The organism is Olivibacter sitiensis DSM 17696, from assembly GCF_000427965.1.
In the GTDB taxonomy this organism is placed as follows: domain Bacteria; phylum Bacteroidota; class Bacteroidia; order Sphingobacteriales; family Sphingobacteriaceae; genus Olivibacter; species Olivibacter sitiensis.
On sequence record NZ_ATZA01000030.1, the window covers coordinates 1 to 26182 of the forward strand.

17 protein-coding genes are annotated in these 26182 nt (G+C 45.1%); 8 read left to right on the plus strand and 9 right to left on the minus strand.

Features of this window, described 5'->3' with window-relative positions:
• The first annotated feature begins 760 nt into the window (after window positions 1–760).
• Both A37S_RS0114915 and A37S_RS0114920 read left to right on the plus strand, forming a co-directional pair.
• Window positions 761–3127 (plus strand): ABC transporter permease, encoded by a 2367-nt coding sequence (locus A37S_RS0114915; protein WP_028297680.1) that lies wholly within the window; start codon window positions 761–763, stop codon window positions 3125–3127.
• Between the two features lie 220 nt (window positions 3128–3347).
• Complete coding sequence (locus A37S_RS0114920) at window positions 3348–4052, plus strand: hypothetical protein (protein WP_028297681.1); 705 nt, start codon at window positions 3348–3350, stop codon at window positions 4050–4052.
• A 166-nt stretch (window positions 4053–4218) separates the two neighbouring features.
• Here the strand turns inward: A37S_RS0114920 and A37S_RS0114925 are convergent, their stop codons facing one another.
• Window positions 4219–7386, minus strand: a complete 3168-nt coding sequence (locus tag A37S_RS0114925; protein WP_084163924.1) for an AsmA family protein — start codon at window positions 7384–7386, stop codon at window positions 4219–4221.
• 77 nt (window positions 7387–7463) lie between these two features.
• Between A37S_RS0114925 and A37S_RS0114930 the strand changes: the two genes are divergently transcribed.
• The 6 genes from A37S_RS0114930 (at window position 7464) to A37S_RS0114955 (ending at window position 13942) form a co-directional block, all read left to right on the plus strand.
• Window positions 7464–8477: a zinc-dependent alcohol dehydrogenase family protein gene (locus tag A37S_RS0114930; protein ID WP_211229800.1), complete on the plus strand. Its 1014-nt coding sequence runs from the start codon at window positions 7464–7466 to the stop codon at window positions 8475–8477.
• Window positions 8478–8755: 278 nt separating this feature from the next.
• A complete protein-coding gene (locus tag A37S_RS24875) occupies window positions 8756–10105 on the plus strand; it encodes an APC family permease (RefSeq protein ID WP_245586398.1) in 1350 nt (449 codons plus the stop codon).
• An 87-nt stretch (window positions 10106–10192) separates the two neighbouring features.
• Window positions 10193–10729 carry an SAM-dependent methyltransferase gene (locus A37S_RS0114940; protein WP_028297684.1) on the plus strand — a complete coding sequence of 179 codons (537 nt, stop codon included), beginning with the start codon at window positions 10193–10195 and terminating at the stop codon, window positions 10727–10729.
• Window positions 10730–10885: 156 nt separating this feature from the next.
• Window positions 10886–11809: an ABC transporter ATP-binding protein gene (locus A37S_RS0114945; RefSeq protein ID WP_028297685.1), complete on the plus strand. Its 924-nt coding sequence runs from the start codon at window positions 10886–10888 to the stop codon at window positions 11807–11809.
• A complete protein-coding gene (locus A37S_RS0114950) occupies window positions 11802–13127 on the plus strand; it encodes an ABC transporter permease (protein WP_028297686.1) in 1326 nt (441 codons plus the stop codon). The genes A37S_RS0114945 and A37S_RS0114950 overlap by 8 nt, the downstream gene beginning before the upstream one ends.
• A gap of 200 nt (window positions 13128–13327) precedes the next feature.
• Complete coding sequence (locus A37S_RS0114955) at window positions 13328–13942, plus strand: HAD family hydrolase (protein WP_028297687.1); 615 nt, start codon at window positions 13328–13330, stop codon at window positions 13940–13942.
• A gap of 86 nt (window positions 13943–14028) precedes the next feature.
• Here A37S_RS0114955 and A37S_RS0114960 read toward each other — a convergent pair whose 3' ends face one another.
• From A37S_RS0114960 to A37S_RS0115000, 8 genes are all read right to left on the minus strand, one after another.
• Window positions 14029–15372 (minus strand): TldD/PmbA family protein, encoded by a 1344-nt coding sequence (locus A37S_RS0114960; RefSeq protein WP_028297688.1) that lies wholly within the window; start codon window positions 15370–15372, stop codon window positions 14029–14031.
• Window positions 15373–15385: 13 nt separating this feature from the next.
• Window positions 15386–17023, minus strand: a complete 1638-nt coding sequence (locus tag A37S_RS0114965; RefSeq protein WP_036602712.1) for a TldD/PmbA family protein — start codon at window positions 17021–17023, stop codon at window positions 15386–15388.
• Window positions 17024–17083: 60 nt separating this feature from the next.
• Window positions 17084–18724, minus strand: a complete 1641-nt coding sequence (locus tag A37S_RS0114970; RefSeq protein ID WP_028297690.1) for a TldD/PmbA family protein — start codon at window positions 18722–18724, stop codon at window positions 17084–17086.
• Window positions 18725–18859: 135 nt separating this feature from the next.
• The gene (locus A37S_RS0114980; protein WP_157278695.1) at window positions 18860–20629 is read right to left on the minus strand and encodes a hypothetical protein; all 1770 of its coding nucleotides are present in this window, start codon (window positions 20627–20629) and stop codon (window positions 18860–18862) included.
• Window positions 20626–22761: a DUF4175 family protein gene (locus tag A37S_RS0114985; RefSeq protein ID WP_028297692.1), complete on the minus strand. Its 2136-nt coding sequence runs from the start codon at window positions 22759–22761 to the stop codon at window positions 20626–20628. The genes A37S_RS0114980 and A37S_RS0114985 overlap by 4 nt, the downstream gene beginning before the upstream one ends.
• A complete protein-coding gene (locus tag A37S_RS0114990; protein ID WP_028297693.1) occupies window positions 22758–24233 on the minus strand; it encodes a BatA domain-containing protein in 1476 nt (491 codons plus the stop codon). Before A37S_RS0114990 ends, A37S_RS0114985 begins: the two co-directional genes overlap by 4 nt.
• A gap of 10 nt (window positions 24234–24243) precedes the next feature.
• Window positions 24244–25119: a DUF58 domain-containing protein gene (locus tag A37S_RS24880; RefSeq protein WP_036602714.1), complete on the minus strand. Its 876-nt coding sequence runs from the start codon at window positions 25117–25119 to the stop codon at window positions 24244–24246.
• 17 nt (window positions 25120–25136) lie between these two features.
• A complete protein-coding gene (locus A37S_RS0115000; protein WP_028297694.1) occupies window positions 25137–26141 on the minus strand; it encodes an AAA family ATPase in 1005 nt (334 codons plus the stop codon).
• Window positions 26142–26182: the final 41 nt, after the last annotated feature.

Sequence of the window (26182 nt, forward strand, 5' to 3'; positions counted from 1 at the left end):
GGCTTTTTTATCTAATGAAAATATTTACTGATAATCAGTAAGTTAAGTGAGTTTATTGCCTGTTTTTAAGTTTATCCGTTTGGTAGTGAAAAAAAATTGCCAAAAAGTACAAGTCCATTTACAAAGATATACTCGACCTAATCAACCAATTGGAACAAGAGCCATATCTGGGAACTGCACTAGGTAATAATCTATATAAAATAAGGATTGCGGTAACGACGCTTGCAAAAGGTAAAAGTGGAGGAGCCAGAGTAATCACCTACGTAAAAATAGTTAGCTCCACTGTTATTCTTACAGAGATTTACCTCAAATCAGAATTCGACACTGTAGACGAGACAGTCATCATTGAACGACTGCAAAAACAGAATTTGATTTAGTTCGACCTGCTTTTCCTTTCACTAATGACGTTACTTTTCGCCCTCAAACTATGGATGATTTGCTCTTTGAACATTTCTGTGTGGTAAAACATTAGGCATTTCCGCACAGTCACTGTCCATTATCGAACAATTACAGTTGCAAAAAAAAGAACAACATACTGACTTTAAAGCAATTAAAAAAACAGGAACGATTTTGGTACAGCTTTTTTAGGTTGTAAGTTTGCTGCTTACCGCATGCAAGTAAGTAATAAATACTCTAGTGGCATAGCCACCAGAAGATTTAAAACTTAATACTTAAAACTCTAGGAGATTTTCTGATGTCTCATATCTCAATACGCAATACGCATGACTTGTCCCATTTTCGGGATCTCAATACTAAAAATATGATAAAGAACCACTTCAAAATCGCTTGGAGAAGTTTAATGAGGTCCAAAGGATATACCGCTATTAATAGTCTGGGACTATCTATGGGCATGGCTGGCGCTATCCTGATTTTCCTTTGGGCCTTTCACGAAAAGAGCTATGATCGTTTTTTCGAGAAAGCGGACCATACGTACCAGTTCTGGTCACAAGCTCCCGTTGACGGTAAGGTTTTCAGTTTTGAATATACACCCGAGATTCTTGCGCCTAGTCTGCAAAAGACCTTTCCCGAGATCGAGGCCGTTACCAGTTATCTGCCCCAAGGGCCGAGGACCTTCCGCATTGGAGACAAAAAGCTGAATCAAGTTACGGCTTTCATCGATTCTTCCTTTTTCACGGTTTTTGATTTCGAGTTCGCCGAAGGCAATACGTCGTCGTTTTTTCGCGATCCCATGAGCGCCATACTCACCGAAAGTGCGGCCAAGCTGTTCTTTGACTCTGCAGATGGTGCCATAGGCAAGACCATCCAACTGGATAGCCGACATAGCATCAACGTTTCGGCCATACTCAAAGATCTTCCTGCCAACACGGAATTTCAATTCAAGGTTCTATTGCCCTACGATTTGGCAAAAGCCTTGCACGAAAATGATGAAGACTGGGATAGTTTTGAGGCACAAACCTTCATGGTGTGCAGGAAGAACAGTGACGCAACAGCCCTGCTACAAAAGCTAGCATCGTTTATGCATCCTCATCTGGAAGACGTAGATATCGACCTATATGCCCTTCCCTTGGCAAAACGCCATCTGCAATCCAATTTTGAGAACGGACAGCTCACAGGTGGAAAAATTATACTAGTAAATAGCGCCATACTCATTGCATGGCTCATTTTGGCCATTGCCTGTATTAACTTTATGAACTTGAGCACGGCAAAGAGCGAAAAGAGGGCCAAAGAGGTAGGTATCCGCAAGGTAACAGGTGCTAATAGGTCATCATTGATAGCCCAATTTCTGTGCGAAGCTATTTTAATGGCAATGATAAGCGGCATCATTGCACTGCTGCTCGTTACCGTATTGCTACCTTACTTCAATCAATTGACCGGCCAGCAAATTGTCATTCCTTTTGATCAACCTGTTTTTTGGCTTCTGTTCCTCGGTTTCATTGTTTTCACTGGTATGTTGGCCGGCAGTTATCCCGCATTTTTTCTATCATCTTTTCAACCAGTCCGTGTACTAAAGAGTGTCATTATTTCTACCAAATCGGGCCTATCCTTACGAAAAATCCTCGTGGTAAGCCAGTTTACCATAGCCATAGCGTTGATTACATCCACCTTTGTCATCTATACGCAAATTGACCATGCCCAAAAGCGCCATGCAGGCTATGATAAGGTCAGGTTGGTCTATCTCCGTCTTAGCGATGTACAAGAAAGGAATTATGCGTCCATCCGCCATCAGCTGTTATCTTCGGGTGTTGCTAGTTCGGCGAGCCAGACTTTTAGTCCCATCACCGATCCCGACGCAATGGGAAATGGCTATACCTGGGATGGCTACTCAGCTTCGGGGACTTCCAGCATCATGTTTCTCTCTTTTGCAACGACATCTGGTCTGCTGGAAACAACAGGTATTGAATTGCTTGCAGGACGGGATCTCGACCTGGACAACTTCCCTACCGACTCCGGTTCCATGTTGATTAACGAAGCGGCAGCCCAGGCCATGAACATGGTCGATCCTGTCGGAAAATGGGTGGAACGGGACGGCATGAGATGGAACATTGTAGGTTTAGTGAGGGATTTCATCGTGGAGTCCCCCTTTCAAAAGATACAACCCCTATTTATCATGGGGCCTTATGGCGATATGAACACCATGCATATTCGGCTGAACAATGATATCACAACTACCGATGCCCTGGCAGAAATGCAGGCAATATTTCAAAGATATGACCGCAATGCCCCATTTGATTACCATTTTGTGGATGAGGACTATGCCAATAAGTTCAATGAGGAACGAGGTGCTGCCAAACTAGCCATACTATTTACCGTACTCGCCATAGCCATTTCGTGCCTGGGCCTATTTGGCCTCACGGCTTTCACCGCGCAGCAGCGAGCAAAAGAGATCGGTATCCGCAAAGTATTGGGTGCTTCGGTATCGGGTATCGTAGCCTTGCTCTCCAAAGATTTCGTGAAACTCGTATTGATAGCCGTACTTCTCGCCTCCCCCATCGCTTGGTGGGCGATGAGCCATTGGCTGGACCATTTCACCTATCGCATTGACATCGAATGGTGGATGTTTGCCGTATCGGGGCTAGCAGCTATTGCAGTGGCCATCTTCACGGTAGCAGCACAGGCCGTCAAAGCGGCGATGGCCAATCCGGTCGACAGCCTTAGAGATGAATGATGGAGGAGGTGACCTAATTACCTAACGCAATACAGTACAAATTAGTCTCGCAGGAAATTCTTGTTTTCAACAAATCTTATCTACCTTCGTTTTGGTATGTCACAAAAATTTATGTTTATCAGAAAAAACGTTTCACTGCGGGGCCTAAAGAGGGAAGCAATAACGACAAATAAGAAAAATTGTTATGTACTTTAGCCAATTTTGATCATACAATATCTTTATGCAATACAAGAGTCAACTTAAATCTTTTCCCATATTGCTGGCCGCATTTTCGCTGCTGGCATGCAGCAAAAAAGAAGTTCCAGTAAACGAAGTCATATCCTATCCGCTAGTTGTGCGCCTTACGGGAGTAGAAGATCAAAAATCAACTCGACTATTTACAAAAAACGGAGAAGTTCTGGACCAAACAGCCCTTCTTCGTTTCATAGGCAATTTTCCATTGTCGGACCCGGAAGGGATGAACGCCGAACAAGAAGACGAGGACATAATCACGTTTACAAATGACAGCACGGCCTTTTTCGGCTCTTCCGACATACCATATCGTGTAAAGAAAAATAGTGAACTCGAATTTGGATTTCTATCTGAACGATTGATGTTTTTCCCTCCTGCAAATGGACTTCATAGCCAACTAGACGCTTATTACATCGGTAAATACAATGCACCTATAAATGCGGTTCCCTCCCCAACGGGAATCAGCTACACAGGCACTGAATTGCGTTTGGCTTTTGGCGATTACCAACATTTCAAGCTGCCCATTTTGATTTACCACCTAAAACGGCTCTCAGTGGATTTGGAAGGTCATTCTCAAAGCATTGACGCATCCATAAATAAGCTCTTCAATGAGTTTAACCCCAATTTTATTCAACGCCTAGGCAATAATGATACTATAGCCATACAACAAAGTTACGTCAGATTTCAAAAGTAGCCATTATACCAAACATCATTTTCCTTTACCAAATTGCTATAAAAATAGGATGCAAAGAGAAGAAACACCTAAAAAAGACAGAGATCAACGAAGTGGAAAAAACAACACATTCTCTATCGTGGAGTAGTACCAAATAGCCGACATGACGTACAACAACCAAAAGTGTTTATTCTACATCTTTTGCCTGTTCTGCTTCATATAATTTCTTGTCTTCCTCATCCAGCTCCATATCGAGATCATCCTCACTATATTTGCCCAATTTTATCTTGGGTGCCTCTTGTGTACCTGTTATGCGAAGTGGTATGCCCAAAATACCGAAAGGTGGCAAACCTAGACGAAAGCCGATATTCATTTGCCCATCCAAGGTGACTTGTCCTTCAAACCTCGGCCTTAAGAGTCCTACCTTCATTTTGGTCCGTTCTATGGTCATCACATTGTTTTTCAAATTTGTATTTATAACTACTTTAGACACGGATGCATCGTTCAGGCTACTTTTATCCGTTTCTTTGGAGATCTGGTTGAGTAATTTGAAGCCCTTAAAAGAAATATTTTCCAGCACCAACTTTCCACCGCCTTGAAGCGAGGACATCACGGGGCTCATCTCACCATTCAGCAATCCAGCCAAAGTATAATCTAGCGATACTTGACCGTGAGCGCTCTTTGCCGAAGTAAGCATTTCTCTGAACAAGGGAATTTCTTGATAAGCTCGTTGGATATCAAAACTATCTGCCTGGATGGAATAGCTAAATTTTGCCCTGTTTGTACTTAAAGGTGTGTACTGTCCTTTCATATCGGCATGCATACCTGCCAAATCGAAACTGGTTTTGTCCATAAGCAATTGACCATCCTTTATCAACAGTTGCCCATTGAAATCATCAATCCGCATAGCATTGAATTGTATTTCACTTATTGCCGCTTTCAACGTGACGTTTAAATCGCCTGGAATCAAAATCACCCCACTTGACTGTGAGCCACTTCCTGACGAGACCGATGTCTCAGACGCATCGGCAAATACCATAAAATCATCCAGTTTCAGGGAATTGCTGGCAAAGTCGAACTTTCCTTCTAATTGGCCTGACTGACCAACAAGATAGTTTATGTAGTTACTGATATAGCCATCAACTGTCAATTCGTTATCAAGATATTTACCGCTAATGCGATCAAATTTAATCTTCTCTTGATTGAAAAGGAATTTTCCATTTTGAACATAAAATGGAAAAGGGAACTGATCCATGGCCACGACCACCTCTCCTATCTCCAGCTGTCCCCTATTCTTCAATCGCTGATAATATCCCTTAATAGCATCACTTTGCAAACCAGCAAGAGACAGATTGGTCGTGACAAAACCGTTCACATTCATGCCTTCAATGCCAAAAATTTTATAAAAAGGCTCCAAGCGGAATTTTCCCTTCGATTTTATATCATATTGTATATTGTCCAGATCCGTTATATTGGCTCTTAGGAAAAAAGGCTCGTCGGCCACTTTAAAAGAAATAGGCAACACCTCGATCTTAAGATCTTTCATGGAACCCTTTTCGCTCTTAACGACGGCCTCTACTGCAATGTCTTCTATCGGGATAGGATAAGCCCACGAGCGAATGTAGCCTTGCTTTAGTGAAATATGAGTGTTGGTTTTAGGAAAAAGATTGTTTTTAGCATCTACCATGCCTGATGCATTAAGATCAATGACCAAATTTCCACTTATATCCAGGCTATCCAGTGGATAAAACTGTGCAATATTGCCCAAGTCCACCATGGCTTGCATATTGGCATTTACCTTCATTTTCTCAAAATCATACAGGTGTGCATATCCTTTGATGAAATTGTCTAAAGCCCTGATGTTGACGTTGGCCAAGGAAAAGGTGGCGTGCTTCAATAAACTATCTTTTGCAACAGCATCCATTTCGAACTCAATCAGGTCAACCGCTTTATCCAAACTACTGAGCTTGAAATATCCCTCCCTAAAGCTACTCTTAAAGGCAAATGTCGGAATGGAAGTAATCACCGTATCCACTTTCCTAATGCCCGAACGCCTTATCGCAGTGGCGTATTTCCCATCGATTTTTCCATCTACCTTTAAAACGCCTTTGACATCGAAATCCTTTATACCCAAGGCTCGATGCAAGTTCTCCAAATTAAGGTCGACGTCCAGTTCTCCCTTAACAAGCAACGGATCCATTCCAGACATATGGGTCTTTGCATCAAAGTGTCCCTGTGCTAAGCTGAAAGACAAAGTATCGAGATCTATCCTTAGTGAATCCATATCCAAATGGGGCAAATCCATGCGCAATGCTATATTCAGTTTCTCTACTGGCACCGCGGCCCCTTTGTATGCAATCCATCCATCCTGCAATTTCAGTCCAAATTTCAGATCAGGCATTACGTTATCCAAGGCTATATAATTGCCTGTCAATGAAACAAAGGCCTCTCCGTTTCCTTTCACTTTGGCATCAGCCATCCACTGATTGTATGCAGGTGGCAATACGGACAGCATCTCGGCAAGGGTACTTTTGTTGGTCCTTACTTTAAAATCCACGGTGTAGCCATTGCTCAAGAACTCAAAGGATCCACGAAATCCTATGGGCAGATTATTGATTTTTAAATCGTTACGGTCAAACAAAAACGCCAGGGTAGTGATATTTATTTTGGTCAGCAAGTCGGCATGTATCGTCTTTTTATCCACATACATTTCATGGTCAAATGTCAGTGAAAAAGAATCAATGTCTGCACGTGTCTTAAGATCAAAAATAGCACTGGACAAATCGCCTTTCCCTTCATAATCTACTCCCCTGGCCGTAATGGAAATCGGTATGCTCCTGTCGTCATATTGCAGGTTGGAACCAGATATCTTAATCAGTTTTATTGCCAGATTGGTTTGGCTGCTATCTATTGGTTCATCATGTTGTACTTCGGTTTTTTTTAAAATGTCATAATTATTGACTCCACTGCTGTCTACCTGCACATTGATAAAGGCGTTGTCCAAATAAAGACGGTTGATGATGATGCGATCGGACAACAAACTGCTTATATCAATGCCCAAACTCAGCTTCTTTGCGCTTATCAATGTTTCTTGGTCAAAAGGAGCGGATCCCTTTAGGTCAAAACCGTTGAGCGTGGCGGTCAACGAAGGGAAATGGTCAAAAAATGTCAGACTGACATCTTCAAAGTCCAAGTTACCTTGGATATTGCGGTTGATCAGCAACCTTACTTGATCGTTTATCTTTTCCTTGAAAAACAACGGGGAGACCAATAAAACCAAAAAAATAACAAAGACACTCGTAGCACTGTACATCAGCACTTTGCTTAGACGCGGGTTGATTTTTACTGTTTTCACTTACATGAAGAATTACTTCGCAATATTAACATATATTAGTGTTAATTAATGCTAAAAACGATACCTTTACCATCACTATGACAAGCACAGAAATCCCATCTACGATGAGGGCTATGGTCTTGGAAAGTCCAGGTACCTCCTTACAGTTAAAAACACTTCCTATTCCTATGCCTCAACAAGCACAAGTATTGATAAAGATCATTGCCTGTGGGGTTTGCCGCACCGATTTGCATATCGTAGACCAAGAACTCAATGCTCCCAAATTGCCGCTAATATTGGGACACGAAATCGTGGGTATGGTGGTAAAGTTGGGAGAAAGCGTGTCCGATCTCAAGGTAGGTGATCTGGTAGGTGTCCCTTGGTTGGGCTATACTTGTGGTAAATGCAAATATTGCCTACGCCATCAGGAAAACCTATGCGAAAATGCCAAATTTACAGGCTACACGCTCGATGGTGGCTATGCCGAGTATACCGTTGCCTATGCAAGATACTGTTTCCCCATCTCTGCCGAATACGCCAATGCCTCCGGTGCCCCTTTACTGTGCGCTGGACTCATAGGCTACCGTTCATACAGCATGTTACCTTCCCATGCAGAACATATTGGTTTTTATGGCTTTGGCGCTGCAGCCCATATCTTGGTGCAGTTGGCCAATTATCAGAACAAGAAAGTATACGCCTTTACGCGAGCTGGCGATAAGGCGGCACAGTCATTTGCCTTGCAAATGGGAGCCGTATGGGCGGGCAGCTCGGAAGAGCAAGCCCCTGTGAAGCTAGATGCCGCCATCCTCTTTGCGGCAGTGGGGTCATTAGTTCCAAAAGCTTTGCGAGACGTTGACAAAGGTGGAACGGTCATCTGTGGCGGCATACACATGAGCGACATTCCCTCTTTTCCTTACAGCATCTTATGGGAAGAAAGGAGCATACAGTCCGTGGCCAACCTCACGCGCGAAGATGGCCAGCATTTTCTGGCGTTAGCTGCCGAAGCACATATCCACACGCATACCATTCCGTATAACCTTGAGGAAGCCAATGAGGCTTTGGGAGCGCTCCGAAAGGGAAAATTTGAAGGAGCAGCCGTATTGGTGATGTAAAAGGAAATGGGAAAAGGAGCTCAAACAAATATCCATCGCTACTATTTCATTCTAAAAATTTAGGAAGGCACAACAACAACCACTTCATAATATACACTTTAATATATTATAAAACAAATATTTAAATTAAATAATATAAACAAAATATTCACATATAAAACTACCAAGTAAACATCTGCTTTATTGGACATCCTAAACAATCTGCTATCTGAATTGTAGCTAAATTAGGTAGAGCCATTTAAAGAAGTATTGTAAACCCAGATAAAGCAGTTTATATTGTGAGCAAGGAAAAGCAGCGTCTTCCAACTTTAGATAAACCTGAAAAGCGACTGGGCATCAGTGATATTGTAGCACTTATTGTCGGTATTGTCGTCGGGGCTGGCATATTTAGAACTCCCTCTCTCGTCGCTGCCAATACATCTGGCGATACTGCATTTTACCTAACATGGCTACTAGGCGGAGTCATTTCCCTTATCGGAGCTTTAAGCTATGCAGAACTAACTTCTGCCTATCCAAATACTGGAGGTGATTATCATTTTCTCTATCGGGCCTATGGCAAACGACTGGCCTTTCTGTTTGCTTGGGCCAGAATGTCGGTCATCCAAACGGGCTCCATTGCTCTATTAGCATTCATATTTGGCGATTATGCCGTCCAAATCTATCCTATCGGGCCTCACGGTGAAGTTATTTATGCTGCAGCTGTTATCATTATACTGACGGCCATAAACATGGCGGGGCTGAAAATGGGTTCAAACACACAAAAACTTTTCACGGTATTGGAAATATTGGGCATAGTCATTGTCATTGGCGCTGGGCTGTTTTTCGCCCCCAATGCCACAGCAACCATACCAGCGACCGATGCTGGCACCAATTATTCCTTTGGTATGGCCATGGTTTTTGTACTGCTTACTTTTGGAGGATGGAACGAAGCTGCCTACATTAGTGCAGAAATTAAGTCAGGACCTCGCAGCATGGTAAAAGCAATGGTACTCAGTATCATCATCATTACTACCATCTACCTCATTATCAACTACACATATATACGCGTTCTTGGTCATAGCGGTGTAGCTTCCTCCGAAGCCGTTGCGGCAGACCTTATGCGCATCGTTTGGGGTGAACAGGCTGTTAAGTTTATTGGAATCCTTGTGGCCGTATCCGCTTTGACATCGGCCAATGCAACCATCATTACTGGTGCAAGATCCAACTATGCCCTGGGACGTGATTTGCCTTTACTTTCCAGCCTCGGAAAATGGAACAAGAAGAATTCCAGCCCCATCAATGCATTGCTTATCCAAGCAATTATCGCGATATTGTTGGTTTGCTTAGGACTATTCACGCGCGATGGTTTTGAAGCCATTGTCGACTATACGGCGCCAGTATTTTGGTTTTTCTTTTTATTGATAGGCATCGCCGTTATTGTTTTGCGCGTGAAAGACCCTCATAGTCCTCGCCCTTTTAAAGTCCCTCTCTATCCCGTTCTCCCGATTATTTTTTGTGTCAGCAGCGCGCTTTTGCTATACAGCAGCCTTACTTACACAGGCAAAGGAGCCCTGTTTGGCGTGGGGATAATTTTATTGGGACTACTATTGCCTCTGTTTTCCAGAAGGTCGTTACGTCAAAATAGTTAAATCGCAAAAAAACAAAACAAGCTCCCATACCATATGTTACCCTTAAACAAAAGATATATAATTGATTACTAACTAATTGATACACCAATGAAAACATTTAATTTTTTTTCTGGAATAATGCTGTTCCTATTGTATACGACCAGCATGTCCTCCGCACAAGAGACAGTAAAAAAGGATGTTCCTTACGTACCTACCGACCAAGATGTGGTGGAAGCCATGTTGAGCATGGCTGACGTAAAAAAAGGAGACAAACTGTACGATTTAGGTTGTGGCGACGGACGTATCGTGGTAACTGCCGCCAAGAAATATGGCATTGAGGGAGTGGGCATAGACATTGATCCCGAGCGAATCAAGGAAGCAAAACAAAACGCCGTCAATGCCGGCGTCACTGATAAAGTAACATTCACGCAGCAAGATCTGTTCACTACCGATTTCAGTGATGCTACGGTACTGACACTTTATCTTTTACCTTCGGTCAATATGAAGTTACGTCCCAAAATACTGAACCTGAAACCAGGTACTCGGGTGGTTTCCCACGATTTCGACATGGGCGACTGGAAACCAGACAAGCAAACAAAAGTAGGAACAGCTACTCTATATCTATGGACCGTGCCAGAAAAGTAGTCGAAAATCGCAAACAAAGCTATTTCGAAAGGGATTGCTTTGTTTGTGATTTCTTATTCAACCTGCGATATATGCATAAAAAATATAAATCAAGTTGATCTTACCTGTAACAAAACGGCGTATATTGTATCTAAACCATACACATAAGGAAAATATATGCTGGAAATCAACCATATTGTAAAGCAATATGCCAAGCATCGCGCGTTGGACGATGTATCCATGAAGGTGGAAAGTGGCAAGATATTCGGCCTATTGGGCCCAAACGGAGCGGGAAAAACTTCTCTCATCCGTATCATCAACCAAATTACCGCTCCAGATGAAGGAGAGATTATCTTTGACGGCGAACGCCTCAACCCCTCCCACATCGGACGTATCGGTTACCTGCCTGAGGAAAGGGGCCTCTATAAAAAAATGGAAATCGGCGAACAAATGCTCTATCTCGCCCAATTGAAGGGACTTTCCAAACACGATGCCAAGGTGAGGATAAAACATTGGTTCGAGCGGCTAGAGATGCAAACCTGGTGGAACAAAAAAGTGGAAGACCTGAGCAAGGGGATGCAGCAAAAAGTGCAATTTGTGGCTACCGTACTCCATCAGCCCGATCTCATCATCCTGGACGAGCCGTTTTCTGGCTTCGACCCCGTCAATGCAGATATCATCAAAAGGGAGATACTCGATCTGAACAAGGGGGGCGCTACCATTATATTCTCTACGCACCGCATGGAGTCGGTGGAAGAGCTTTGCCACCATATCGCGTTGATCAACAAATCGAAGAAAATATTGGATGGCGACGTGAGGGACATCAAGAACCAGTTTCGCGACCACACCTATACCATCCAGTATCGCGGCAATGCCGAGACCTTGCACGATACGCCTACCCTCTTCAAGGTATTGTCCAATGAACCGCACGACCATGAACTGGTAGCCCGCATCCAAGTGGGTGAAGGGCAGACTATCAACCAAGTGCTGAGCTATCTTCTCCCAAAAGTTGAAATCATTGGATTGCAGGAAGTCATCCCCAGCATCCATGACATTTTTGTAAAAACCGTCACATCACCTAATTCTGTTTACCATGCATAAAATAGCTTTAATCATACAAAGGGAATACCTGAGCCGAGTGAAGAAAAAGAGCTTCTTGCTCACCACCTTTTTAGTACCGCTTTTGTTTATCGGTATGTATGCCGTGGTCATCATTATGGCCATGAATAGCAAAGCGCCACAGACTACCGTAGACGTCATAGACCTGAGCGGGCAGCTGGCACCAAAGCTGGAAAACACATCCACCATTACCTTTCGCACCCTCGAAAACGGCAATATTGATATAGAGAAACGGGCCCTGCAAGATAAAGGAGCAGAGAACCAATGTTTATTGATTATTCCTAGCGATGTACTGAACACGCAAAAAGTGGAATTATACAACACAGGAAAGCAGAGTGTAGCCGTAGTTTCCACGATAGAAAGCAAACTGAACAACGCCATACGCAATATCCTGATTACCGAGTCGGGCATCGACGTGGCCGTGCTGGACAAGATAAAAGCAGACGTGAGCATCAATAGCAAGGAAATGACCGCAGATGGCGAAAAAGATTCCAGTTCTTATGGCGCCATGGGCGTAAGCTTCTTCCTGGCCATCCTCATCTACATCACGCTATTTATTTATGGTAGTCAGGTGATGCGGGGTATCATCGAAGAGAAAACGAGCCGCATCGTAGAGGTCATTATCTCTTCCGTGAAGCCTTTTCAGCTCATGATGGGAAAGATCATCGGCATCGGATTGGTTGGCCTTACCCAATTTCTCTTATGGGTGGTCCTCAGCCTTGCCCTCTCTACCGTGGCCAGCAGCCTGATGAGCAAAAACGAAGCTGTGCAGATGGAACTGAACAGCAAAATAGATCAAGATGGTGTTGGGGCTCAGGAAGAGGTAGGTTCTAACGACAAGCTATCGGTCATCATGAAGACGGTCAAGGGAATAGATTTTGGCTATATCATCACTGTTTTCCTTATTTATTACCTAGGCGGTTACCTCATATACAGCGCCCTGTTTGCCATGGTAGGCTCTGCTGTGGACAATGAGACGGATACGCAGCAATTCATGCTGCCCATTATCATGCCCCTACTGGTTACCTACATGCTGTCTTTTTCGGTCATGATGAACGATCCCCAGGGACCTGTATCCTTCTGGCTTAGCATGATTCCCTTTACATCTCCTGTGGCCATGCTGGTGCGTATTCCTTTCGGCGTACCATTCTGGCAGTTGGCTCTCTCCATCGTACTCTTGATCCTCGGGTTCTTGGGAACTACCTACGTGGCAGCTCGCATCTATCGCGTAGGCATATTGATGTACGGTAAGAAACCTACTTATAAAGAGTTGATGAAATGGTTTACCTATAAAGCTTAACGATAAGGAAAACGAACCAATTTATCGCAAACAAATAGACTTCCGAAGTTTTTCTAAGCAAAATGCCAAGAGAAACTTCGGATTTTTTTATGACGCACGCCATTTGAATTAGCTATCAAGATTAGCAGTAACCGGGCATTTTTTCTTAATTTAGCCCTCAATTTAAATCACAGACTAATATCCAATCAAAAAATCAATACATGCAGGAAAAAAGCATAGCAGAAAAACTGGAAATACTAAACAACAAAACAAACGGAAAATATAAGGCATTGCTCTACGACTGCGATGGTACCCTGGCAGACAATATGATGGCCCACAAGCTATCGTACAAGGAGGTAGTAGCAAGATACGGAGTGGACCTAGACGTCGCACTCATAGATGAACTGGCAGGCTGGCCTACCAAACTGGTGATACAGGAAATTGCCAAAAGGTATCACGTAGATTTGCCGGAATCTGTCGCAGAAGAGAAATCCGCTCTTTTCTTCGAGAAATACATTAACAATACCCAACCTATTCCCTTTGTAACGGAAAACCTGAAAGCCAATGTAGGAAAGAAGAAGATTGGCGTCGTTTCGGGTGGAAGCAGAAAAACCGTGACCAGATCGCTGGAGGTCATAGGCGTGAAACCCCTGATCGATGTATTAATCTGTGCCGGGGATACACCGAAAGGAAAACCTTTTCCAGATCCTTTTCTCGAAGCTGCCAAAGAATTGGGAGTAAAGCCAGAAGAATGCTTGGTCTTTGAAGATGGAGATCCCGGCGTAGCAGCAGCAGAAGCTGCTGGCATGGATTGGGTGAGGGTGGATAAGTTATAAAGTTATGAGTTATGAGTTTTAAAAAAGGAAAGGGGCGGTGTTTTTCAACCGTCCCTTCCTATTCATGTGTGTTTGGTATTCAATGATTAAATAGCATCCGATAAGGATGTGAACGTAAAGTCCCTGATCTTCATGGGTGGTATCATAATGGAGCCAGAGCGTTCCGACTTGCCCAAATCCTCCACGTTGTTGAGCATGATGATGGGGCTTTCGTTGAATCGGAAGTTCTTGATTGGGAATTTGATTTCTCCATTCTCTATATAAAATGTACCGTCTCGCGTAAGTCCTGTCAAAAGTAGACTTTGTGGATCTACGGAGCGGATATACCAAAAGCGCGTGACCAAAATACCGCGTTCAGTGCTCTTGATCATATCTTCCAAGGAAGAATTGCCACCTTGTATCACCATTCCCCCGCCACCTCCGAAGCCACGGCCTCCACCGCCCGATGATAATGGTTGGACTCCCTTTTGTGCCGCCCAATACCTGGAATAAGCCAAGTTTTTCACGATACCTTTTTCAACCCAAGTAGTTTTCTTCAAGGGCAGTCCGTCGCCGTCCCAAGTAGCAGAAGGCAGGTCGGGATTGGTTGGATCGGAATAGATGGTAATCCGCTCGTCAAAGAGCTGCTCACCAAGACGTGTACCGCCACCTTTCTTGCTCATAAAGCTCCTACCCTCGTCTGCACTACGGGCGTCAAAGCCACGCAAAATCCAGCTCACAAGGTCGCTCGCAGCCAATGGTTCCAAGATCACCGTATATTTACCCGGTTCGATAGCTCTCGCTCCCGCAGAATTCTTGGCCTTGAAGGCCGCCACACTGCTCAAAGCTCCTGTATCCAGTTTGTTGACATCATTGAAGCTATTGCTGACATAGCCCGAGCCCGTTCCTTCCTGATTCCTTATGGTTATAGAAAAAGACACGTTCGTACTTTTGTTATAAGCATATAGGCCTTTGGAATTCATCATCGCCCGGAAGCCTGTATTGTTGTTCAAAAAGCCCGCAGACTCCAATCCCTGTTGCTTGGAAATGGCAATGCTCTTACCTACCATATCGGCCCTTTTCATGGGGTCTATGCTTGCGGTTGCCTCTACGAAAGTAGGCGATTCGTCATAAGTCTGAGGCTCCAATACGGGCATATATTCCGGATTTTCGGGGGCCAGTTTGGCCAACTCTTCCGCCCGCTGTACCACTTTTTTCAACGACTCGTCATCGAACTCGTTAACGGTAGCTGTCCCCACCTTTTTGCCATAAACGGCACTGACCCCAAGGCTCATCGTACTAGCGGCACCCGCCGTGGAAACGGCGTTGCCGGCATAGCGGATATTCCCCTCTTCTGATCCGCCAAGCGTGGCGATGCACTCGTCGGCCGTAGAGAAACCGATCACCTTCTTCAATATGGATTGTGCTTCTTCTTTCGTTAAAATAGCCATTAGATTCCCTATATTAAATATTTCTTGCTGTATTGATTACATTAACTCCCTTGAAATGCGTAGTAGAACTACCGTGCGATACGGCGCTGCTTTGCGAAGGCTGTCCCTTGCCATCACTGAACGATCCGCCCAAACGATAGTCGGATTCATCGCAAACCCCAGCGCAAGAATTCCAAAACTCCTGCGTATTGGATTGGTAGGCCACATCGTTGAGCATACCCACGATCTTGCCGTCTTTTATCTCGTAAAACAGCTGTCCACCGAATTGGAAGTTATAGCGCTGTTGATCAATGGAAAAACTGCCGTCGCCAATGATATAAATTCCCTTTTCTACATTCTTGATCATATCGTCCACAGACAGTTTGTTCTTTCCCGGTTGCAGGGAAACATTGGGCATACGCTGAAATTGCACGTCATCCCATCCTTGGCTATAACAGCAGCCATGCGATTGGTTCTCGCCCAGGATATGAACCTGATCCCTAATGGCCTGAAAATTGACCAAGATACCGTTTTTGATCAAATCCCACTTTTTGCACTTCACCCCCTCATCGTCATAGCCTACGGCACCCAATGAACCTACCTGCGTCTTATCGGCAACGACATTGACATTTTCATTGCCGAAATTGAAATTGCCGGAACGCAACTTATCCAGCGTCAAAAAGCTGGTTCCCGCATAATTGGCTTCATAACCCAAAACCCTATCGAGTTCCGTAGAGTGGCCAACCGATTCGTGTATGGTGAGCCATAAATGAGAAGGGTCTAGCACCACGTCATATTTGCCTGGTTCTACCGACTTGGCCTTGATTTTATCGGTCGCATTCTGCGCCGCCGCTTTCACGTCTTCCAAGATATCATAACGCCCTTTGTAGCGCGTCACCACCCCGCTCACCTTATCTTCGGGACCTGCCTTCAGGTATTCGTATCCCATACCCATTGGCGAACTGAGCGCATTTCTGGTCTGGAATTTGCCCGATTGCCTGTCTATCTTGGTCACGTTGAAGTTGGGATAAATACGATGCACGTCCTGATCAATATAGGAACCATCTGTAGAGGCAAAGTATTTCTGCTCATTGATGGCCGCAATCATGGAATTGACAAAGTTGGCTCCATTCTGCATGGCAGTATCGTTTACCTCCATCAGCAAATCCACTTTTTCCTGTATGGGCACCTCAAAGGCATTGATCTCGATGGGTGTTTGCCAGCTCACCTCTCCATAGCCCTGCTGTGGTGCCAACTGAACAGGCTTGCCCTGTATCTTGGCATTGGCCTTGGCTACGGCTACGGCAAGCGCGGCGGTGTTAGCAATATCATCCTTGGTCACCTTGTGCGAGGCAGCAAAGCCCCAACAGCCATCCACCAATACCCTGATGCCCACTCCGTAAGATTCCGTATTAGCGATACCTTGTACCCGCTTTTCCCTAGTAGATACAAATTGGTTGAGGTAACGACCAATGCGTATATCGGCATAACTGGCACCTTTGGATTTAGCTGCATTGAGGGCTGCATCTGCCAGTTCCTTTTTCAACCGTACATCCATGCGTTCCATAAGTGCCTCCTGCGGATCTATGGTTCTGGCAAACAGGCTTGTCTTGGGCAACAGGAATGCACCCATTCCCATCGCCGAGTAGTATAAAAAGTCCTTCCTTTTCATCTCATGTATTTCCTCCTTATGGTTTTAGTATTCATATATAATTAGCCATTTGTTTTTTTCCTATCCTATATTTCTTGCCGTATTGATAACATTCACGCCATTGAAGCGAGCGGTAGCCGACCCGTGCGAAACAGCACTTACCTGAGAAGGCTGTCCCTTACCATCAAAGAATGTCCCGAACAAACGGTAGTCCTCTTTATCGGCTACATCGGCCATGCTATTCCAAAATTCTTGCGTGTTGGACTGGTAAGCAACATCCTTGAGCATACCGACAATTTTCCCTTGACTGATTTCATAGTATAGCTGACCACCAAATTGAAAGTTATAGCGTTGCTGATCAATAGAATAAGACCCTCTACCTAAAATATAGATTCCTTTCTCTACATCTTTAATCAATGCTGCTACCGGCCTCTTTTGACTATTAGCTTGAAGGGAAACATTGGGCATTCGCTGAAACTGAATGTTGTCCCAACTGTCGGCATAACAACAGCCTTGAGAGGCCTTCAGCCCGAGGATGTGCGCTTGATCCCTTATCGTCTGATAATTGACCAATATCCCTTTACTAATAATATCCCATTGCTGGCTAGGTACACCTTCATCGTCAAAGCCGATGGCTCCCAGTGATCCTTTCTGTTTCCTATCGGCCACGATGTTAACCAAATCACTACCAAAATTGAAATTTCCCGACTTCCACTTATCCAGAGTGAGGAAGCTGGTTCCTGCGTAATTGGCCTCATAGCCCAGCACCCTATCCAATTCAGTAGAATGCCCCGTGGATTCATGTATGGTGAGACCTAGATTGGAGGGATCCAGTACCAGATCGTACTTTCCTGGTGTGATTGACTTTGCGCTGATTTTCTCTTGAACATGCTTTGCAGCCTCTTTTGCATCCAGCACCATGTCATAACGATTCTTAAAGAGCTTTAGGTTTACTCCGTCAATGGTATAGGGCTGGCCAGCGCTAAGATATTCGTATCCCATACCCATGGGCGCACTCAAGCTATCACGGGTTTCAAATTTTCCGGATGAGCGATCAATACCTGTAACGGTAAAGTTGGGCCATATACGATGTATATCCTGATCGATATAGGAGCCATCCGTAGAGGCAAAATATTTTTGTTCGTTGATCATGAACAAATTGGAGTTTACAAAGCTCGCACCATTGTCCAATGCAGCCGCATTGGCAGAAAGCAGCAAGTCTACCTTTTCCCCAACGCTGATCGCAAAGGGATTTTTCTCAATCGGGGTATTCCACGACTGCTCTCCCAATCCCTTCTGAGGAGCCAGTTGCACGGGTTCTTTCAGGAAACGGGCATTACCCTTGGCTATTGCTATTGCTAGCGCAGTTGTTGAGGCGATACTTTCTTTGCTCATTACATCTGTAGCGGCAAAACCCCAGCATCCATCTGCGATGACACGAATGCCTATTCCATACGATTCCGTGCTGGCCATACTCTGCACTCGCTTCTCCCTAGTAGCTATAGACTGGTTGAGGTAGCGACCAATACGCACATCGGCATAACTGCCACCTTGTCTCTTGGCTTCGTTCAACGCCACATCGGCCAATTCTTTCTTTTTGGAAGCATCAATCTTCCTAAGAGCTTCCTCTGGTTCTATTACCTTGGCAAAGGTTGAGATATTTCCCAAGAAACAGGCACCTAATCCCAATCCTGAAGCGCGAATAAAATCTTTTCTGTCCAATGTACTGTATAAATTTAGATTTTTTAAATTGTTGACTAAACGGGATACCCCTATTCAGAATAATGCCAACAAGTTAGCATATTTTACAAAAATGTACACCACTTCTTGTATAACATTTTGGATATATTCAAACATTTATATAAAATCCCTACCAGCATACCATAATATGGCCACCGAAATTAAAAATAGCATAAAAAATGGCCATTTCGGTATCTGAACTTGCAGGTAAGCTATTTCTGACAAGCCATTGTCCTCCGAAGAGGCAGCTTCCTGGGCGAAATATTGATTGCTTTGTATCCTTGCATAATCTTTTGCCGCCTGCCAATCGGCATTTCCATACACGTAATAAGACAAATCACTATCGGTATGCCATCCCCCCTTGATGGGCCAGAACGCGTAAGAATGGCGCCTCGCTATCCAATTGTCACTGATGGGAGGATAATAATCGACAAATGAATGGACAGGTGCTCCCAACACATCCATGTGCGTCCATTGGAAAAGGGAAGGAAAGGCCGCACTGTATACCGTAGCCTGATCTGCGTCTTGATGTCGCATGGCGCTATTGACCAACATAGACCATAGTCGGGCATAGGACGCCTCGTCCCCTTTCAAACGCCATTGATGGGTATTTTGGATCGTCGTAGCCGTAACATGGCCCAGTCCGTATGGTCTTGTCGCCGCCATGATACGATTGCCATCGTACAGCAATCCCCTTTGCCTTTCGGAGTATCCCAATGTGATTTCCTCCTCAAAGGACAGTGGCGAAAACCGTTCGCCATCGGAAGTGACTAGCTGCACAGCACGCTCATTTACCTGTCCCTGTCCCCCTTTCCAGTCAAACAAACGTCCAAAAAAAGACGGTTTAGCAGCACTGTTCCCAAGGATCAACAGCCCCAGACCATCATTAATGGCTTTTTCTATAGCTTTAGTTTCCCTGCCCGATAACTGGGAAAGCTCGGCTTCATCGGCGACCAACAGATCCAGTTTGCCGAAATCTAGTCTTTCCAAGTTATCCAGCTGACTGAGGGGATGGCCTGATGTATAAAAAGTGGAAAACTTGTCTTTACTGATTCTGCTGCGAGATGCCAAGGGATAACGGAGTTCCTGAAACCATGCACCCAAAAATTTGTGCTGAAAAGAAGGAGTAGACGACAATAACAACACATTAGACGACGGTGGAACAGTTATATGTATGGGCACTTTTTCGCTAAAGAGGGTATCTTTACCTGCCACCGCAATCAAATCAAGCACCACATTGCCCACGCTCTTCGGTTTCAAACGCAACAGCAATGGATTCAGCGTATCGGGAGAAACAGTGGTCGAGTCAACCACCATGGAAGCATCCTTCAGCGCTATCTTTACCGCCTGACTGCGCGGATTATGGTATTGCAACCAAAGCAATATTTCCTCTGATTCCCCTACATACCGCTGCCAGTGGGCAAAAACAAAACCTTCGGGTGTAGCGGGTTTATAATAGGTAATACCCTTATCTTTTAAGTGATGCAAACTACTTTCCGAAAGACCGTAACCATAGACTATCAGCTGCCGTCCGCTGTTCTTCTGCACGAAGTCTGACCAATTTTTTGCCAAGGTAATGCGATGTATACGGGAAATAGCGCTATCAGTCGTAACGACATGCTGTCCCCTTTTTCTTTTTTCTATCGTATCCTTTGGCGTACCTTTCGTGAACACGTAACAAACCTCATTGCTTACGCTATCCGTCCTTGAAGAATACGATAAGGGAAGCAACCATCCTACAAGCGACAACAAGGCTACTGCCGAGGCAACCCATCGCACAGCATAATGGAACTTATACGATCTTCTTTTCTCCATTATGAATAGGTAGATACCCAAGGCGATCACCATCACCACAAATATTACCGGCAAAACATGCTCATTCATCATGGTTGAATTTGCTTGAGATATTCATTGTATATATTGTCTGTTTTTCCTGTTGAGGACTGCACGGGTTTTGCCTGTACGGTCGGCAATAGACGGAATACAGCCTTTTCCAACACGTTTATTTCTGCCAGGCAATCTTTCCCGTTTTTCTCTTCTATCAATCTCACGGCCTGCAATGCAGGAAGATAATTTTTGGGGTCCTTAGCGGCAGGTTCCAAAAGATGGGCTTCGAGTTCTTTCCATCTTTTTTGCCCTTCAACCTGCATATTACGTTGCCCCTTAAGCGTCGAAAGCCAGGCTAATGTCTTTCTTATCTCCAGCTCCTTTTCCTTGTTTTCGTTCTTGCTCCGCTCCTCCTTCTTGTACTTGGGCGATGTGATCTCTGACAAATCTCCACCCAAGCGCTTATCCAATTTCAGCGGAGTAGTTTTTGATGGCGTTTTGCCTACGTAGGCCCTCGAGCTCTGTTGCAGATCCTTTAGCAAGCGCAATGCTTTGTAGGCATAGGGCAATGCTTCACTTGGCTTGAACGTTCTCAACCTCAACTCCGCATTCCACATTTCCGTCAATGTAGCTTTCAGCAAGGTCTTTTGCTCCGGCGTAAAGAAGGTAGCATCTTCGGCATTGTCATGGTGATGGGTCAATTGATCCATCAGCACATTGACATCCTCGGGCACTTCGTTTCCGTGATCGTGACCATCTCCCTCATGGTGTTCGTGCCCCCCACCAATATCGCTCTCGTTCTCCTCGCCCAAAAACTGCCCATAGCGCAAACGAAGCAGCTTCTGGTCGACTCCCAGATTATTGCTCCGATTATTGGCTTCGCTCCTTTCAAGTTTGGGCATATCTGCCAACAGCTTTTCCGTGTCGATGATGATCTGCCGCTGGCTCCTGAAATATTCCGGTACCAGATCTACTCCAGCGATCATGCCCGACATGCTCATCAACTCCGACGTATCCTGCCAGGCCACCACATATACATCCGATTTGCTTTCCTGGCCGGCATTGTCCCGTGCCGAGAAATAAAAATACAATTCGTCACCAGGTTGCATGCCCAGGGACTTAAGCTGGATATCCTTGCCAATAGACATCGTCTTCTGTCCCTTGGCCATACTTGGCAGATCAAGCTCTTTTGTCTGGAAACGTACACTTTCTCCCTTACCGCTCGCCACTGTGGCCAATAACCGCACATCGCTGATAGCATAATCATCGCTGAGGCCTGCACGCACCGCTACATTTGTTGGGAAACCGGGATCAATGACCGTTCTTGGCTCAGGCTTTTCTACTGTAATAGCCACGGGCAAATCGGGAATGACTTCCATCATGTACATTGGGGATAGTTCGCCATCTATATTGATCTGATAGAAACCATTGGCCAGGGCACGGAAATCCATCTCCCACTCGTTGCTGCCTTTGCTAACCAATGGTAGTTCCTCCTTGCCATTCCAAATTATTTTCATGGTGTCAACCGCTGTATTGGCCGTCAATTGGATCTTGATGCTAGATCCCGCAGGCACCCTGAATGATAAATCAGATTGCTTGCTGAGAGGCAAGCCGGTATAAGCTGGCGGTACGACGATAAGTTGGGAAGCAGCGATTCGCTTGGGCAAAGAGGGATTAGGCTGCGCTAATGAACTTCCTGTTGAAACAGAACTGTTTCCACTGTTCTTTTCATGGACGTTAGCAAAAATGCCACATAATACATATAAGGCTATACTGCATACCAATAATGGGACGGAACGCTTCAAATATTCTTGCAGCGAATAATCGCGATCGGAAAGTTCGGGGATACGCTTCTCGATGATGCTTAATTGAATATTTTGCAAAATGCCCAAGTTTTCGGCAGGCTGTAAGAAAAGTGATGCACTGTGCTCGAGCGCAGGAAAATTGGCATCCAGCAAATGTGCCATCTTTTCTTCGCTCATTTGCCAGCGTTTGAAAAAGGCGAGATAGCCGACAAAAAACATGCCTCCCAATAGCACGGGGATGAACCATCCTATGTCTAAGAACAACCGCATGCTTGCACCAATCAAAAAAGCTGCTGCCCAAGCATAGCAAGCTATCTGGATCAACCGATGGAACATCCATTTGTTCTTCCACCTGGAAATCCATTGTTTTCCATTTATGCCCTTCATGAAACATCCTCCTTCCCTTTCAATCGATAGCTCATTATCCTTTCCATTAGAAACAGCAATAATGCAAGCCAGATCAGTGGTGCCTGCATTTCCCAAGAACTAGACCGATCACCATCGCCTTTATGTATTTTCGTTCTTGGCAGTATAATATCTCCCCCGAAACTGCGCTTATCGTTCGAATCAGCGTACTCATCATTAGCAGCGGGTGGAAATAGCGCGTGTAATAGGATGGGCGACAGGTAGTCGACCATATCCCTTTTCCAAACCAAATCTGTCCACTGTGGGTTAAAGCGCGAATGGAACGTATAGAACATACGTCCTTGTTCTTGATACCTCGTGAGCACCGAGCGCCCAAAAGCATCCGTCCACAGGGATGCAGCGTCATCATTAGCCACTATCATCTTATAAAGAATGGGATCGACGGCATTGGATTGTTTGCCCGTTTGGAGCAGCCTGTTCTGCTCCTGTGTTTCTGCTTTGCCTTGGGCATACCGAAACACCGTTTTATAAGTCGAATCGGGCTTCACGCCATCCAAAGTGAGGTCAAACAAAAAATCGCACTTCGTCCCGGGACTATAATCGGAGACTTTGATGGGCAGCGAAGAGTGATGGGCAAAGGTCCGCAAAAATGCCTCTACGTAACGTTTGTCCGCCATGGCACTTTCAGCTGCAATCTGTATATGATAGGTTTGGGTATCTACCGCGATCCAGTTATCCTGATCTACATGTTTTACTTGCAGTATTCCCTTATCCACCTTGGTCATCAAGTCCTGTGTCGTGCCATCATCTACCAACGAGGTTTTCCACAATCGAGTCGATTTGTCCGTAGCCGATGATTGCAACAGTGCAATGCTATCGCCATCGGCTTTCCACGCATATCGTACCGAATAGGTTGCCGTACTATATCCTTGTGCTAAATCTTGCCAGCGCAAGTTGAATGAGGCAGACGGTACATCTCCTTGCATCTGCGTCAAGAAAGGTCTGGCGAAAACAAAAACAGGAAAATCCGGATCGAGCTTTCCATTGAGCCTATGAATTAAGGAAAAAAGGTCATGACTTTTCAAAACGGAATCCTTATCCTTCTCTATTTGCCTGAAAGTACTATCGAAGGCCCTGAGCTGATAACCAGCTTTCACTAAAGAATCTATGGTGCTCCATTGCCATTCGTTTAAGCCCTCTTGGAAACCATTTCCCAAGAGCACCCATCCGGCACCGTAAGATTTAGCGCTATTTCCGACGAAGCGAGGTTGTGCCAAGGCCAAGGCCAGACAGAGGATCAATAGGCAACGCAGCAGAAACAGGGGCCAATTCTTGATCCTGAACTTTTTGATTTGCTGTTGCTTGCCCTTGCCTATAATATCCACGTTGCCCACCCGAAGAACACGCAGGCGCCTCCTGTTCCACAGGTGCACCAAAATAGGCACTATGATTCCAAACGCAGCAAATAAAGCCAGTGGATATAACAATTCCATCACAAGAATATCAAATCAGTGTTCTTCTTTTCAAAAAATCCAATAATACCGTTTCCGGTCCTGTATTGGCATTCACCAAGCAATAGGAAATATTGCTTTTCAGCAAGCGCCCCTTTATACCATCCAGGTAGTCATCAAGCACTTGTCTTTGGCGGCTACTGCCATGCTGAATGAGCACCTGTTTGCCCGTTTCCAGATCTTCCAGGGCATCGAAGCCCTTAAACTGGAGTTGCAGTTCATTTTCGGCCATCAATTGCATCAGCACCACTTCATTGCCCATGCCGGCCAGTAGCTTGAGCAAACGCATGATCTCATCATTATGCTCGTAAAAATCGGTCAGAAAAATCATCAAGCTTTTCGCCTTGGATTGCCCTGCTTGTTTATAAGCAACAGCGCTTTCAAAATGTCCCTTGGCATCCATATGGGATAGGGCGTCATAAATCCGTTGCAACTGCTGGCCGTGCTGATCGGGCTCTATCTGCCTAATACCTTGATCATTAATAAGCGAAAGCCCTACCCTGTCCCCTTGTCTATAGGACAAAAGTGCCAAACAAGCGGCTAGGTACCTTCCGTACTGCAGCTTGGTGTAGGAGCCGCAAGAATGGTTCATGGAGGCACTGGCATCTATCATGAGCTGTACGGATATGGTTCGGTCGGGCTCAGACTGCTTGATGTAATATTTTCCTGTCCTAGCAAAAATCTTCCAGTCCAGGCTTCTCAGGTCGTCACCTGGCAGGTAGTTTCTGTATTGGCTAAACTCGGCACCGTCTCCCTTGAGCCGGCTTTTGTTGATGCCGCTCATGAAACCATCTATGGTTGTCTTGGCCGCCAGCGAAAGATCTTTGATGGCCACCATGGTTTTCGGTTCCGGTATCACTGCATGCATAATGCTCAATTTTCTACTTATAGAAACCTTTTTTGCAAAATCTTTATCAATTCACCTGTTAGGTCGTCGGAAGTCACCTGCTCGGATGCTGCCTTGAAGTTCATGAGCACGCGGTGCCGCAGTGCCGGATAAGCCATAGAATGAATGTCCTCCGGTATTACGGCAAATCGGCCATGAAACAAGGCCCTGGCCTTGGCAGTCAATATCAGTGCCTGACCAGCCCTTGGCCCCGCGCCCCACTGTACCCATTCTTTCACGTAGTCCACATCGGTGGTGAGCGGCCTCGTAGCCCGGATGAATTCACTGACGTAAGCAATCAGTTGGTCACTGATTTCCACTTCCCTTACCAATTGCTGTAAGAGCAGAATGGCTTTGCCGTTGATAATCGGTTCTATCTTGGTCTTCTTCGATCCCGTCGTGCTTTTCAGGATACGCACTTCTTCTTCCGAGGAGGGATACCCTATCTTGATGTAGAGCAAGAAACGATCGAGCTGCGCTTCCGGAAGTGGATAAGTGCCGGCTTGTTCAATGGGATTCTGCGTAGCCAAAATAAAAAAGGGCTTATCCAGTGGATAGGTCTTTCCGGCATAGGTGACCTCAAATTCCTGCATCGCTTCCAACAGGGCCGATTGGGTCTTGGGAGGCGTACGGTTGATCTCATCGGCCAAGATGAGATTGGCAAACAGCGGCCCCGGGATAAACTTGAAGAAACGCTTACCGCTGTCTTCGTCTTCTTCCAATATCTCCGTACCAATAATATCGGCAGGCATTAAATCTGGCGTAAACTGGATTCTTCTGAAGGGCAGGTCCATCGCCTGCGCCATTGTTCTCACTAACAATGTCTTGGCTAGGCCCGGAACACCTTCTAGCAGGCAGTGCCCTCCAGCCATCAAAGCGATGACGATTTGTTCGATGATTTCATCCTGACCAACAATGATTTTTTGTATTTCCGCCTTGAGTGTGGCAAGCCTGTTTACCAAATCTTTGATTTCTATTTCTGAAATATTTACCGCTGTAGCCATTTTTTCGTTGAATTGTTATTGTACACGACAACAATCTTTTT